The 13791-nt window shown below is 72.9% G+C and carries 15 protein-coding genes and 1 tRNA gene; 14 read left to right on the top strand and 2 right to left on the bottom strand.

The window, feature by feature from the left end; translation table 11 throughout:
* Positions 1-13 precede the first annotated feature (13 nt).
* From SJY07_RS10840 to SJY07_RS10805, 8 genes are all read left to right on the top strand, one after another.
* Entirely contained in the window at positions 14-637 is a 624-nt protein-coding gene (locus SJY07_RS10840; RefSeq protein WP_328294261.1) for a hypothetical protein, read from the top strand.
* Between the two features lie 20 nt (positions 638-657).
* A complete protein-coding gene (locus SJY07_RS10835) occupies positions 658-1377 on the top strand; it encodes a YcnI family protein (RefSeq protein WP_328294262.1) in 720 nt (239 codons plus the stop codon).
* Positions 1378-1428: 51 nt separating this feature from the next.
* Positions 1429-1641 (top strand): hypothetical protein, encoded by a 213-nt coding sequence (locus SJY07_RS10830; protein ID WP_380159013.1) that lies wholly within the window; start codon positions 1429-1431, stop codon positions 1639-1641.
* Between the two features lie 139 nt (positions 1642-1780).
* Positions 1781-3040, top strand: coding sequence for a chemotaxis response regulator protein-glutamate methylesterase (locus tag SJY07_RS10825; protein WP_328294264.1), 1260 nt, complete (start codon positions 1781-1783; stop codon positions 3038-3040).
* A gap of 1 nt (position 3041) precedes the next feature.
* Positions 3042-3872: a protein-glutamate O-methyltransferase CheR gene (locus SJY07_RS10820; RefSeq protein ID WP_328294265.1), complete on the top strand. Its 831-nt coding sequence runs from the start codon at positions 3042-3044 to the stop codon at positions 3870-3872.
* Positions 3869-4252, top strand: a complete 384-nt coding sequence (locus SJY07_RS10815) for a response regulator (RefSeq protein ID WP_380159010.1) — start codon at positions 3869-3871, stop codon at positions 4250-4252. The genes SJY07_RS10820 and SJY07_RS10815 overlap by 4 nt, the downstream gene beginning before the upstream one ends.
* Positions 4249-4758: a chemotaxis protein CheX gene (locus SJY07_RS10810; RefSeq protein ID WP_380159008.1), complete on the top strand. Its 510-nt coding sequence runs from the start codon at positions 4249-4251 to the stop codon at positions 4756-4758. Before SJY07_RS10815 ends, SJY07_RS10810 begins: the two co-directional genes overlap by 4 nt.
* A 4-nt stretch (positions 4759-4762) precedes the next feature.
* Positions 4763-5659 (top strand): response regulator, encoded by an 897-nt coding sequence (locus SJY07_RS10805; protein ID WP_380159006.1) that lies wholly within the window; start codon positions 4763-4765, stop codon positions 5657-5659.
* A gap of 87 nt (positions 5660-5746) precedes the next feature.
* Here the strand turns inward: SJY07_RS10805 and SJY07_RS10800 are convergent, their stop codons facing one another.
* Complete coding sequence (locus tag SJY07_RS10800) at positions 5747-6853, bottom strand: EAL domain-containing protein (RefSeq protein WP_380159004.1); 1107 nt, start codon at positions 6851-6853, stop codon at positions 5747-5749.
* Between the two features lie 281 nt (positions 6854-7134).
* On the opposite strand from SJY07_RS10800, the gene SJY07_RS10795 reads away from it, so the two are divergent.
* Positions 7135-7548 carry a VOC family protein gene (locus SJY07_RS10795; RefSeq protein ID WP_380159002.1) on the top strand — a complete coding sequence of 138 codons (414 nt, stop codon included), beginning with the start codon at positions 7135-7137 and terminating at the stop codon, positions 7546-7548.
* Positions 7549-7594: 46 nt separating this feature from the next.
* On the opposite strand, the gene SJY07_RS10790 is transcribed toward SJY07_RS10795, so the two are convergent.
* Complete coding sequence (locus SJY07_RS10790) at positions 7595-8335, bottom strand: polyprenol monophosphomannose synthase (protein WP_380159000.1); 741 nt, start codon at positions 8333-8335, stop codon at positions 7595-7597.
* A gap of 129 nt (positions 8336-8464) precedes the next feature.
* Here SJY07_RS10790 and SJY07_RS10785 point away from each other — a divergent pair, with 129 nt between their 5' ends.
* The 5 genes from SJY07_RS10785 to SJY07_RS10765 all read left to right on the top strand — a co-directional run bounded on the left by SJY07_RS10785 (position 8465) and on the right by SJY07_RS10765 (position 13745).
* A complete protein-coding gene (locus SJY07_RS10785) occupies positions 8465-10678 on the top strand; it encodes an EAL domain-containing protein (protein WP_380158999.1) in 2214 nt (737 codons plus the stop codon).
* A gap of 70 nt (positions 10679-10748) precedes the next feature.
* A tRNA-Ser gene (locus SJY07_RS10780) sits at positions 10749-10841 on the top strand.
* A 78-nt stretch (positions 10842-10919) separates the two neighbouring features.
* Positions 10920-11297: a hypothetical protein gene (locus tag SJY07_RS10775; protein ID WP_328294273.1), complete on the top strand. Its 378-nt coding sequence runs from the start codon at positions 10920-10922 to the stop codon at positions 11295-11297.
* Between the two features lie 98 nt (positions 11298-11395).
* Complete coding sequence (locus tag SJY07_RS10770) at positions 11396-12946, top strand: diguanylate cyclase domain-containing protein (RefSeq protein WP_380158996.1); 1551 nt, start codon at positions 11396-11398, stop codon at positions 12944-12946.
* 10 nt (positions 12947-12956) lie between these two features.
* Positions 12957-13745, top strand: a complete 789-nt coding sequence (locus SJY07_RS10765) for an alpha/beta fold hydrolase (protein WP_380158994.1) — start codon at positions 12957-12959, stop codon at positions 13743-13745.
* Positions 13746-13791 lie beyond the last annotated feature (46 nt).

Genomic DNA, 13791 nt, shown 5'->3' with positions numbered 1-13791 from the left:
GTACGGTGCTGACGTGCCCAGCCCCCTGACGTCCGGCCCCGCCGGGCCGTCGCGGGGGTCGCTGCGGGTGCTGCGCGCCGGGGCCGTCGCCGCGAGCGTCGTGGGGCTCGCCGCGGGCGCCCACCTCGCCGGTGGGGGAGAGCTCCCCGGCCCGGCGCTGCTGCTCGCGGTCGTGGTCGTCCTCGCCGCGGTGACCCTGCTGCTGGCCGGTCGCCGCTTCACGTGGCCGGTCCTCACCGCTCTGCTGGGCACCGGGCAGGTCGTCCTGCACGAGGTCTTCGAGCAGTGCTCCGGGCCGGCCGCCACGGTCGTGGGCCACGGACACCACCAGACCCTCGCCCCGGCGCTCGGAGCGGGCGCCGCGACCGCCGCGGGATCCCCTGCGATGACGCTCGCCCACGTCGTGGCCACGGTCGTCGCGACGGTCCTGCTGCTGCACGGCGAGGCGCTGGTGTGGTCGTTGTGGGCGTGGTTGCGCCCGCTGGTCCGGGTGCTGCTCGCCCTGCTGGGCCCGGCCGTGGGAGTCCTGCCGCGGTTCCCGAGGACGACGGTGCCGCGACCGCGTTCGGTGCTCGCCCGTCGGGTTCGTCGACGTGGGCCACCGGGAGCGACCGCTCTCGCCACCCCATCGTCCTGACGAAACCCCGAGGATCCACCGTGAAGAGCTCCACCCTGCCCACCCGCGCCCTCGCCGTCTCCGTGACCGCCTGCGCCGCAGTGCTCCTGGGCGCCTCCAGCGCCTCTGCCCACGTGCACGCGACCCCCGACACGACCGCCGCCGACGGCTACAGCGTCGTGACGTTCCGGGTTCCGAACGAGTCCGACACCGCCGCCACGACGTCGGTCGCGGTGTCCCTGCCGACCGACCACCCCTTCAGCTACGTGGCCGTGCGGCCCCTCCCGGGGTGGACCGCCGTCGTCACCGAGGGCGCCCTGCCCGCCCCCGTCGAGCACGACGGGACGACCGTGACCAAGGCCGCCCTGAAGATCACCTGGACCGCCGCGGCCGGATCGCCCGGGATCGCCGTCGGGCAGTTCGAGGAGTTCGAGGCGAACGTCGGCCCGCTGCCCGACGCCGGCACGCAGGTCGTGCTGCCCACCGTCCAGACCTACGCCGACGGTGAGGTGTCGAACTGGACCGAGGTGGCCGCCGCGGGCGCGGCCGAACCCGAGAACCCCGCGCCCGGGTTCACCACCACCGCGGCCACCGACGACGAGCACGGCGGCGCGAGCACCGCGCACGAGGCGGCGGGCAACGGTGCGACGACGTCGACCACCGGTGGGTCGGACCCGCTGGCCCGCGGCCTCGCGGGGGGCGGACTCGTCCTCGGTCTCGCCGCGCTCGTGATCGTCCTGCTGCGTCGCCAGCGGTCCTGAGTCCGGCCCGTCCCGGGAGGGACGGGACCTGAGCTTCACCCGTGACCGCGGGTGGTGCGACCGAGCCGGTCCACCACCCGCGGTCCGCGGCGCGACCCGGTGCCCGTCGGCGACCTGTGGGCCGAGCGTCGTCCGACCCTGCACTCCCTGGAACCGCTGCTCGCGCTCGCCGACCGCGACGACGGGAACGGTCTCGGCGACCTCCGCTACCCCGTCGAGCGACGCGGCACCACTCGACGCGTGACGAATGGGGACGCACAGTAGCTGTGTACACGGAGTGACGACACGTGCGCTTCACCGTTCAGGGTTGGCCGCCGAGCGCCGATGGACAGGTAGTCGTCCGCCCCCGGACGGTGTTCACGGTGCGGTCCTCCGCACCGACGGCAGGAAGGCAAGGTGCGACGTGAGCCAACGCATCAAGGTGCTCACCGTGGACGACTCGGTCGTCGTCCGCCGACTGGTCACCGACGTGCTCGCGTCCGACCCGGCCATCGAGGTCGTGGGAACCGCCGCGAACGGCAAGATCGCGCTCGAGAAGATCGCCCAGCTGAAGCCCGACGTGGTCACCCTGGACATCGAGATGCCCGTCATGGACGGTCTCGAGACGATCAAGGAGATCCGCAAGATCGACCGGAGACTCCCGGTCATCATGTTCTCCACCCTCACCGAACGCGGGGCCACCGCCACGCTGGAGGCCCTCTCCTCCGGGGCGTCCGACTACGTGACGAAACCCGCGAACGTCGGCTCGGTCAGCGAGTCGATGGAGTCGGTTCGTCAGCAGCTCATCCCCAAGATCAAGGCGCTCGTCCCGCACCTCGGTCTGACCGCCGCGCCCGCCCCGGCGGCCCGGACGGCGACGTCCGCCCCGGCGGGCCACGCGAGCCCCTCGACGCCCGTCACGACCCGGGCCCGCAGCGGAGCCACCAAGGCTCCCCGCGCGCTCGTCATCGGGTCCTCCACCGGCGGCCCGGAGGCGCTCTCGGCCGTCCTGGCCAAGCTCCCCGCGAACCTCGGCGTGCCCGTGCTGGTGACCCAGCACATGCCCCCCGTGTTCACCCGCCTCTACGCGCAGCGACTGGACAAGGCCAGCGCGCTGCGCGTCGTCGAGGCCACCGACGGCGAGCCCGTCGTGGCCGGAACGGTCTACGTGGCCCCCGGGGACTTCCACATGGAGGTCGCCCGACGCGGTCCGCAGATGGTGATCAAGTTGCACCAGGGACCTGCCGAGAACTTCTGCAGACCCGCGGTGGACGTCATGGTCCGCTCGGCGGTCGCCGCGTTCGGTGGGGAACTCCTCGCCGTGATCCTCACCGGCATGGGCTCCGACGGGAAGCTCGGCTGCAAGGACGTGGCGGCGGCCGGCGGCCAGGTGCTGGCGCAGGACGAGGCCACCTCGGTGGTCTGGGGGATGCCCGGAGCCGTGGCCCGGGAGGGCATCGCGGACGAGGTGCTCCCCCTGTCCGGGATCGCCGACGCGATCCAGCGTCGACTCGGTTCCGCCGCCCGCACGACCGCAGCACCACCGGCCCCGCCCGCACGCCCCGCGGCCGGTGCCGGTTCCACCAGCACCTCCCGCTTCACCCCCAGCAGCACCGCACCGGCCCGACCGCCGGTGTCCCGACCCGCCGCCCCCGCGGCCCGTCCCTCTCAAGGCAGGTGGTGACATGGCCCTCACGACCACAGCCTTCGACTGGGTCTGCACGCTCGTGCGCAAGGAAAGTGCGATCGTCCTCGAAGCAGGCAAGGAGTACCTCGTCGAGTCCCGGCTCGTGCCTCTGGCACGTGCCGCGGGTGCGGCCGACGTCTCGGCCTACGTCGACGGCATCCGGTTGCGCCCCGACCGCCGCGCGCAGACCGCCATCGTCGAGGCTCTGACCACGAACGAGACGTCGTGGTTCCGCGACGGTGCGCCGTTCCAGGCGTTCTCGACCTCGGTGGTCCCGGCCCTCAAGCAGGCCCGCGCGGCGACGCGTTCGCTGCGCATCTGGTCGGCGGCCTCCTCCACCGGCCAGGAGGCCTACAGCCTGGCGATGGGGTTGCAGGACAGCCTGGTCGCCGAGGGCTGGCGCGCGGAGATCATCGGTACCGACCTCTCCAGCGAGGTGCTGGAGAAGGCCAAGGCGGGTCGGTACTCGCAGCTGGAGATGAACCGCGGACTGCCGGCGCCCCTGCTGGTGCGTCACTTCACGCGGGTCGGGACCCAGTGGCAGGTGAACGACAACCTGAAGAAGATGGTCCGGTTCCAGCAGCTGAACCTGACGAGTTCCTACGCCGCCCTCGGTCAGTTCGACGTGGTCTTCCTGCGGAACGTGCTCATCTACTTCGACCTCGCGACCAAGCGGGACATCCTCTCCAGGGTCCGCAAGTCGCTCAAACCCGGGGGATACATGTTCCTCGGTGGCGCAGAGACGACGCTCGGCGTCGACGACAACTGGGACCGGGAACTCATCGGACGGGTCTCGGTCCACCGTCCCAAGAACGGAGGTCAGGCATGAAGGCTCTTGTGGTGGATGACTCCCGCGCCATGCGGAAGATCATCGGAGGTGCCCTGCGCAAGCTGGGGTACGAAACGGTCGAAGCGGCCGACGGCGCCGAGGCGCTGAAGGTCCTCGAGGGCGGCCCGTTGCCCGACCTCGCGACGGTCGACTGGAACATGCCGGTGATGGACGGTCTCACGTTCGTCACCCAGGTCCGCGCGAACCGCGACTACCGCTCGTTGACGTTGATGATGGTGACCACCGAGGCCGAGCACGGGCAGATCGTCCGCGCCCTCGCCGCCGGTGCGCACGAGTACCTCATCAAACCCTTCACCGTCGACGCGCTGGAGGAGAAGCTGGCCCTGCTCGGGCTGCTGCCGGAGGTGAGCCAGGCGTGACCGAAACCATCGAGAACGTCAACGACGAGTCCATGGACTACGTCGAGGACGAAGCCCTGGAGCAGATCGTCGACCAGATGTGGGCGTCGTACTTCGCCCACACCGACTACCTGCTGCCCTCGTTCGACCAGCACGACATCGAGGGTGACATCTTCTGCGCCTCGGTGACGATCTCCGGCGGGCGTCCGGGCATCGTCACGGTCAGCGTGGAGAAGGCCGGCGCGGTGCCGTTGTCGGCCGCGCTGCTGCAGGAGGACGACGAACTGGCCGACGAGGACGTCTACGACTCCCTCGGCGAGCTGGCGAACATCGTCGGCGGCAACATCAAGGCGCTCGTCCCCGACGCCGGTCCGCTGGGTCTGCCCGTCGTGTCGACGGCCAAGCCCCTGCACGGTTCCTCCGGTCGCCTCGCGGCGCGCCTGGACGGGAACTGGCAGGGTCACTGGCTGACGTTCGAGGTGTGGCTCGCCGGCCCCGGCGAACAGTCCCAGTCTCAGGAAGGGTGATCCCGTGAAGGCCCTGGTTGTCGACGACAGTCGCGTCATGCGACAGATCGTCATCCGCACGCTGCGGCAGGCGGGCTACGACTGGGTCGAGGTCGTCCAGGCCGAGAACGGCAAGGAGGGGTTCGACCAGGTTCGCAAGGAGAACCCCGACATCGTCCTCTCGGACTGGAACATGCCCGAGGCGTCCGGTTACGAGATGCTGCAGAACCTGCGTGGTTCCGGGATCGACGTGCCGTTCGGCTTCGTGACCTCGGAGGGTTCGGAGGAGATGCGGGAGAAGGCGGCCGCCGCCGGTGCCCTGTTCCTCATCGCCAAACCCTTCACCCCGGAAGCCTTCGCGGCCGCCCTGGCGCCCGTGCTGGGTGGCGACGGTGGTTCCGCCGCCGCCGAGGCCTCGATCGTGCAGGGCGAGGTGAAGTTCGAGGTCAACCCGTTGCCCTCGAACCTCGCGATCCGCAACCTGCTCTCGGACCTGCTCAACCGTGACGTCGAGCTTTCCGACGGCCGGCCCCTGCCGGTCGGCGGGAAGCCCGGTTCGCTCGTCGGTCTGTACGTCGACGACCACCTGAAGTCCAAGGCCGTCGTCGTGTTCGACTTCGCCCTCGCCGCGCACGCCGGGGCGTCGATCGGTCTGCTGCCCCCCGGGGCCAGCGAGGCCGCGATCGAGGACAAGGAACTGCCGGACAACCTCGCGGTGAACTCCCGCGAGGTGCTCAACATCATGGCGTCGCTGTTCAACGTCGAGGGTGCCGCGCACCTGAAGGTGTACGCGTCCTACGTGCCCGGCGAGGTCCTGCGCCCCGACGTGGCCGACTGGGCCACGCGGACCGGCAGCCGCCTCGACCTCGTGGTCGAGGTGGCGCGCTACGGCAAGGGCGGGCTCAGCATCGTCACGTTCTGAGCTTCGCCGCACCAACTTCTGGGGGTCTTTCCACCCTTCCCGACCTCGGGAAGGGTGGGAAGATCCCCAGAAGTCGTTGTGCGGGGGTCAGAGGAGGACGATGCCCGTGGTGTCGTCCGGCCCGACGTCCCAGGTGGGGTTCGGGGTGGGCCGTCCCAGCAGGTACCCCTGGCCGCAGTCGACCCCGAGGTCGCGCAGCGCGGCGAGTTCGCCGGCGCGTTCGACGCCCTCGGCGACCATCGTCGAACCCAGCTCCGAGGCGAAACCCACGAGCGCGCGGGCGACGGCGCGGCGCGCGGGATCGGCGTCGATACCGCGGACGAAGGCGATGTCGAGCTTCACGATGTCGGGGGTCAGGTGCAGGACGTGCTGCAGGCTCGCGAACCCCGACCCGGCGTCGTCGACGGCGATGCGGACCCCGTGCGAGCGCAAGGACGTCGTCGCGTCGTTGAGGGCGTCGTAGGCGGCGACGGGGTCGTGCTCGGTGATCTCGACGACGAGACGATCGGGCCGGTCGGAGAGCAGCAGGTCGTGGGTCCGCTCGTCCAGCAGCGCCTCCGCGGAGGCGTTGACGCTGAGGTAGGTGCCCCACGGCATCGCGTGCAGCAGCGGCAGCGCCGAGGCGATCGCGGCCTGTTCCAGCCGCACCCCGATGCCCGACGAGCGCGCGTCCGTGAAGACCTGCTCGGGTCGTCGGGCCGCCCCCTCGGAACTGGTGAACCGGCTCAGGGCCTCGGCGCCCACGACCGTGCCGGCGCGCAGGTCGACGATCGGCTGGACGACGGTCTGGCGGCCCTGGCCGGCCAGCAGGGCGTCGAGGGAGGCCATCCGGTCGTCGTGCGCGACCCGGCGTCGCTCGCGGTGGTGCAGCACGCCGGCGACGAGCGCGGCCACCACGTGCAGGGCCTCGAGCTGGCGCGAGCCCAGCGCCTGCACGGGCTCGTGGTCGACCCCGACGATGCGCCCGTCGGGTTCACCGTCGGGCCGCACGACGTCGACGGCGAGCACGCAGCTGTCGAGGTCGGTGTCGGCGAGCAGGCGGACCGTGGCGTGCGGGTCCAGGGTGGACGCCGTCTGCTCGACGTGGTTCCGCTCGGTGTCGGTGACCCGGGTCAGCGCGGCCGCGGGCGTCCCGAAGATGTCCCGGGCGAGTTCCAGGAGTTGGGCGACGGCGTCGGCGTCGTCGTCCCGCACGTGCCCCTGCACCTGTCGACCTCCCGCGAACGTGCGTGTGGGCAGTCGGCACCGCGGTCCCGCCGGGGACGCACCGCGCGGGGACGGTACGGCCTCACCGTGACACTGCCGACTCCCCGACCCTCCCAGATGACCGGGGCTGAGGCAATCACGGGTCGGCCCCGGTCACCACCCGGGGTTCGCCCGGTGCTGCCGCGCCGGCGAACCGCAGGTCGGAGGGGGTCCGTGGACGCACCCGGCGCGGTAGCTTCGGGGAACCGGTCCACTCCCTGGAGGTTCCCGTGGCGTCCCGTCTGACCCCGTACATCACCTTCCCCGGCACGGCCCGCGAGGCGCTGACGTTCTACCGCTCCGTGCTCGGCGGCGAGCTGACCACCACGACGTTCGGCGAGTTCGGCGGCGGTGAGGGCGTCGACCCCGAGGGCGTCATGCACGGCATGGTCGACGGCCCCGCCGGGTTCGCGCTGATGGCGTCCGACGCGCCCCCGGGGAGGCCCGTCGAGGTGGGGAACAACGTCACGATCAGCCTGTTCGGTGACGACGTCGAGGAGCTGCGCGGCTTCTTCGCCGGCCTCGCCGAGGGCGGGACCGTCACGACCCCGCTGGAGGAGCAGGTGTGGGGCGACGAGTACGGCTCCTTCACCGACCGGTTCGGGATCAACTGGCTCGTCAACATCACCCTCCCCACCGACTGACCCGTGATCTTGCGGGAATCCCCGCGAGATCACGGATCGGAGAGGGTCAGCGGCGGCCGGTGGGACCGAAGCGGCGCATCCGGACGACGGCGAGCATCGCCTCGCCGATGATCTCCTTCGACATCTTCGACGTCCCGTGGGTGCGTTCGGTGAAGAGGATCGGCACCTCGCGCACCGTCGCGCCCTGCTGGAGCGCGGCGAGGGTCGTCTGGATCTGGAAGGCGTAGCCCGCCGCGGTGAGCTGCGAGAGGTCCAGCCCGCGCAGGAAGTCGGCGCGCCAGGCCTTGAAGCCGCCGGTGAGGTCGGCGACGGGTGCGCTCAGCAGCACCCGCGCGTAGACGTTCGCCCCGCGCGACAACGCCTTCCGGTACCAGGGCCACGCGTCGTCCAGCGCACCGCCGGGGACGTAGCGCGCGCCCAGGACGAGGTCGGCCCCGCCGGCGATCTCGGCGAGCATCCGGGGCAGGGCGTCGACGGGGTGGGAGCCGTCGGCGTCCATCTGCACGACGACGTCGTGGTCGCCGGTGGCGAGGGCGTGCGCGAACCCGGCGCGGTAGGCGGCACCGAGGCCGTCCTTCGTGGTGCGGGTCAGCAACCGCACCCTGCCCTCCGGGTGCCGGGCCGCGATCCGTTCCACGAGCGCGCCGGTGCCGTCGGGGGAGGAGTCATCGACGACCAGGACGTCCGGGGCGATCGGGCAGGCGAGCACTCGCTCGATCATCCCGGTGATGTTGTCGGCCTCGTCGTAGGTGGGCAGGACGACGACGCAGCGCAGGGCTTCGGCCAACGTGGACTCACTCGTGATCGGGGACGGACGGGCGCCCGACGCTACCCCAGTCCGCCCCGCGCACCGGCCGCTCACCCACCTGTGACTCCCCGTGCTGCGCCGGACGCGGAGTGCGAGGAGGATCCGTGGGTGGCCAACGGAGCGCGACGCGAGAGTCCCGCCGACGCGCCCGTCGCGACGGTGTCCGGGCCGCCTGTCGTCGACTTCACCTCGGCCGCCACCGCGACCCTCGAGCACCTGCACCGCCACGTCGGGATGGACACCTGGGCGATCGCCCGTCGCGACGGGGACGACTACGTGGTCCTCTCCGCGCTGGACGGGGGCGAGGTCGGTCTGGCCGACGGCAGCGTCCTGGCCTGGGCCGACACCTTCTGCGCCTCCAGCGTGGCCGGCGACGCGCCCCGGTTCAGCAACCGGGTCGACGAGGTCGCGGCCTGGGCCCACGCCCGCGAGGCGACCGGTTTCCCCTGGATCAGCTACCTCTCCGTCCCGCTCCGCGCCCCCGACGGCAGGGTGCTCGGCAGCCTCTGCGCCGGGGCCCGCGAGACCCAGCCCGACCCGGGGCTGCTGCTGGGCGAGGTGGAGCTCGCCGCGAGCCTGCTGGGCACCCTGCTGGCCTACGAGGTGCGGCTGCAGGCCGAGGCCCGGCGCGCGGAGCACGCCGAGGCCACCGCGGACCACGACGCCCTGACCGGCCTCGGCAACCGCCGGGCCTGGGACGCGGCGCTGGCCCTCGAGGAGGCCCGGGCCCGGCGGCTCGGCACCACCGCCTCCGTCCTGGTCCTCGACCTCGACGCGCTCAAGGAGACCAACGACACCCAGGGTCACGAGGCCGGTGACGAACTGCTGGTGCGCACCGCGCGGGCGCTGCGTGACCTGCTGCGTCCGGAGGACCTGGTGGTGCGCCTGGGCGGGGACGAGTTCGCGGCCCTGCTCCCCGACGTCGACGCGGGGGCCGTGGCCGACCTGGTCGCCCGGCTGCGGGCCGGTCTGCGCGTCGACCAGGTCCGGGCCTCCCTGGGGGTGGCGACCCGTCGAGCGGCCGAGGGTCTGCACACCGCCTGGCACGCAGCCGATTCCGCCATGTACGCGGACAAGGCCGCCCGGGCCGGGACGGCTGAACTGGCGACGGGGTCCGCCGCCCTCGACCTGACCTCCCCCGGGCCGGGACGCGTGGTGGGCGGCGCGGCGACCGGGCCGCACGCCCCGACCGTGCCCGAACGCATCGAGCACCTGCTGGACGCCGTCCGCCGGCAGCTGGGGATGGACGCGGCGGTGCTCGTCCACCTCGAGGGCGACGCCTGGCGGCTGCAGTACACCGCCACCGGACCGGGAGTGCGCGACCCGCGAGGTTTCGCCTGCCCCCGCGAGGAGTCCTACTGCCAGCGGCTGCTGGACGGGCACCTGGACTCCGTGATCCCCGACGCCCGGGCCCATCCCGCGACCGCGTCGCTGGGGCTGACCGAGGCCCTGGACATCGGGGCCTACCTGGCGGCCCCGGTCCACCTCCGGGACGGGTCGCTGTACGGAACCCTCTGCGCGATCTCGAGCCGGCCCCAACCCGACCTGCGTCAGCGCGACGCCGGGGTCCTCGAGGTGCTCGCGGAAGCCATGAGCGACCTGCTCACCCAGGAGGAGGCGCGCAACGGGCGACGTCGCCGGGTGCTGGCCCGCCTTGACCAGCTGCACCGCGACGGCGGCCCGCGACCCGTGTTCCAGCCCGTCGTCGACATGCGGACCCTGCGCCCCGTCGGGGTCGAGGCGCTGAGCCGGTTCCCCGAGGGGGAACCCGCGGCCTGGTTCGGGCAGGCGGCCGACGTCGGTGCCGGTGTGCAGCTGGAACTGGCGGCGCTGACGGCCGCGCTGCGCGAGGCGCCGGAGGCGGGTTTCCTCGCCCTCAACGTGAGTCCCGAGGTGGCGTCGTCGCCGGCCCTCGCGCGGCTGCTGCAGGGACGACGTCTCGACGCGATCGTCCTGGAGATCACCGAGCACGAGCAGGTGGAGGACTACGCCACGCTGCTGCGCCACCTCGACCCGCTGCGGCGCGACGGGGTCCGCATCGCCGTCGACGACGCCGGTGCCGGCTTCGCCAGCATGCGCCACGTCCTGGCCCTGGACCCGGAGTTCGTGAAGCTCGACATGAGCCTCGTCCAGGGCATCGACCGTGACGGGACCCGGCAGGCGCTGACCGCGTCGCTGGCCACCTTCGCCCAGCGCACCGGGGCGACGCTCATCGCCGAGGGGATCGAGACCCAGGCGGAACTCGACTGCGTCCTCGGCCTCGGGGTCCTGCACGGGCAGGGTTTCCACCTGGGCCGACCACGCGCCGCCGGCGGGGGCTGAGGCTCCGTCCCGCAGGCCGACGCCCCTACGATGGTCCCCGTCCGGCGGACCGTGCCAACGGTGCGCCGGGGGAGGGCTGGCAGAGCGGCCGAATGCGGCGGTCTTGAAAACCGCTGGGGAGGTAACCACCCCTTCCTCATGGGTTCGAATCCCATGCCCTCCGCACCAGCACGACCGGCGCCACCCGTCGCGGGGACCCGGCGCCACGCGCCTACGATGGGGCCGTGCACGAGGTAGGACGATGAGCGCGGTCGTGGGGCCCGAACTGCCCCCGCAGCGGCGGGTCAACGCCGTCCGGGCCTTCGAGGCCCTCCCGGTCGAGGACCGCAAGGACGTCCTGGCCCTGGCCCGTCAGGGCCGCCGCCACCCCGACGAACGCGTCGCCGCCGTGGCCTGGTGGTACGCCGCGGCCGTGCTGCAGCCCCGCTGGTACAACCGCATGCCCGTCGCGGTCCCCCTCGTGGTCGCGCTGGTGCTGCTGGCGCTGGCGGTCGCGCTGAACTTCTGGCCGCCGGCGTTCCTGGGCCTGGTTGTCGTGCTCGTCGGTGCCGCCCTCACCCGGCAGCGGCTGACGACGGCGCCCGTGCTGCGGCTGATGCGCCCGGCCGACGGGGAGTAGCGCCCGCAGTTCGCAGGGTGCTGCCGGACGGGTGACCCCACCCGGCTGACGGGTGAACGGGCGTCCAGTCGCCGCCCGTCCGGACCGATCGACCCCAGGTGCGGGACCGCTCGAGCAGGGGACGGGACGCGCTGGGCGCCTCGGGCCGCCTCGGCGTGGACTCCGTCGTCCTCGCCGCCCTCCTGGTGACGCTGGCGGTCCTCCAGCAGGTGCTCGGCCGCGGGAGCACGGGAACCCTGCTCGTCTTCGGCCTCGTCGAGGCGCTCGCCGCCCTGGTCGCCGGCGTCACCTACGCCTGGGTCTCCCGGAACGTGACCGCGGGGTGGACGCGGCGTCCGCGTCTGCTGTTCTCCGCGGCCTGCCTCTGCTGGGGCTCCGGGCAGGGGATCTTCGCGGTGCAGGACGTGCTGCACCTGCGGGTCGGCACCACCAACTGGGCCGACGTGCCCTTCTTGGCCTTCTCCGCGCTCTCGGTGGGTTCGGCCCTGGTGCACCTGCGCGGTCGCGTCCGTTCGCGCGCGGGGATCCGGGCGGCGATCGACGGGAGCCTCGTCGGCCTCTCGCTGCTCACCGTGCTCTGGGTGCTGTGGCTGGGGTCGGCCGTCCGCGGGTCCGGTCAGTCCCTGCACGAACTCGCCGTCCCCCTGGCCTACCCGGTGTTCGACGTCGTGTTCGTCACCGTGACCCTGATCTCGATCCTCCGCGCGGGTCTGACGCTCCCCGGGGTCCTCCTGCTGGCGGGGGGTGGGGTCTTCGCGTTCGCCGACGCGACGTACTTCTACGGGCTGCTGCGGGGTGGTTTCGAGACGGGCGGGCCGGCCGACGTCGGCTGGATCGTCGGGTTCGGGTTGTTCACCCTGGCCGCCCGCTACCGGCGCACCACCCGGGACCCGGGACGTCCGCCGTCCGCGGGGTCCTGGGGGTGGCTCGTCCCGTACTTCGCCCTCGTCCCGGCGACGGCCTTCGCGACGATCAGGTTGTGGAGTTCCACCGACCGGTTCGTCCTCGCCCTCCTGCTGACGATCGCCGTCCTGGTCGTGGTCCGGCAGTTCCTGGCCCTGCAGGACCACCGGGTCCTGCTCGCCACCGCCGAACGACAGCGCCGCCAGCTCGACCTGATGGCCCACGTCGACCCCCTGACGGGACTGGAGAACCGTCGCCGGTTCTCCGACCGGATCGGCGAGGCGGTCCGGGAGTCCCTGGTGACCGGGGTTCCCGTCGTCGTGGCCTTCGTGGACCTCGACGGGTTCAAGGCCGTCAACGACACCTTCGGCCACGCCGCGGGGGACGAGTTGCTGCGCGGGGTGGCCGAACGCCTGCGCGGTTGCGTCCGCGAGGGCGACTGCGCGGCGCGCTGGGGTGGTGACGAGTTCGCCGTCCTGGTGACCGAGCCGGGTCTGGAGGCGGGCGACGTGAGCGAACGGCTGCGCCGGGCGCTGCTGGAACCCTTCCTCCTCGCGGGGCGCCCGCTCACCGCGACCGCGAGCATCGGGGCCGTCCGCGAGGACCCGTTCCGGTTGGCCGCCGCGCTGCCCGCCTCGTGCACCGACGAGGTCGGCGGGCTCGTCGAGACGTTGCTGGCGGCCGCCGACGCCCAGATGTACCGGGTCAAGAAGGCCCGCCGGGGGTCGGTGCGCGTCGAGAGCTAGCCTGCCCGGCGTGGAGTTCGAGGAGCGGACGATCCCGGTCGACGGTGGGACCCTCGGGTTCGACGTGGGCGGCGGTTCGACGCCGGTCCTGCTGCTCGCCGGGCAGTCGCTGGGGCCGGAGGTGTTCCTGGGGTTGCGCTCCGACCTCGCCGCGGCCGGTCTCCGGGTCGTCGTCGTGCACACCCGCGGGACGGGGGCGGGACGGGTCGCCCCGGGGGAGTGGAGCACGTCGACCTTCGCCGACGACGCCGTCGCCGTGCTCGACCACCTGGGCCTCGACCGCGCCCACGTGTACGGGTTCTCGATGGGGGGCCGGGTCGCGACGGTCCTCGCCGCGCGCCACCCCGACCGCGTCGACCGCCTCGTGCTGGGGGCGAGCGGACCCGGGGGTGCGCAGGAGGTCCCGCGCGACCCGGAGGTCACCCGCTCGATGCGGCACACGGCCACCCCGGAGGGCCTGCGGGGGTTGCAGGAACTGTTCTTCACCCCCGGCTGGATCGACGCGAACCCCGGCGTCGCGCAGCGGTTCACCCCGCGCGGGACCCCGCGTATCCGTCGCGCGCACCACGCGGCCAGCACCACCCACGGCGGCGGCGAACTCCTGCCGGCGATCTCCGCACCGACGCTGGTCCTGCACGGCGCCGACGACGCGATGACGCCCGTCGCCAACGCGGAACTCCTCGCCCGGGCCGTCCCCGGCGCCCGGCTCACGGTGTTCCCGGGGGCCCGGCACGGTTACCTGGAGGAGTTCCGGGCCCTCGCCACCCCCGCCACCCTCGCCTTCCTCACCCCGCCCTGACGCCGGGAAACCACTGGACGCCGCGGGGGGACGGTGCGAGATGCTC

It is taken from the genome of Kineococcus sp. R86509, from assembly GCF_042466365.1.
Lineage (GTDB): Bacteria > Actinomycetota > Actinomycetes > Actinomycetales > Kineococcaceae > Kineococcus.
Note: the sequence above shows the minus strand (reverse complement) of the source record. Positions and strands in the feature narration are given on the sequence as shown.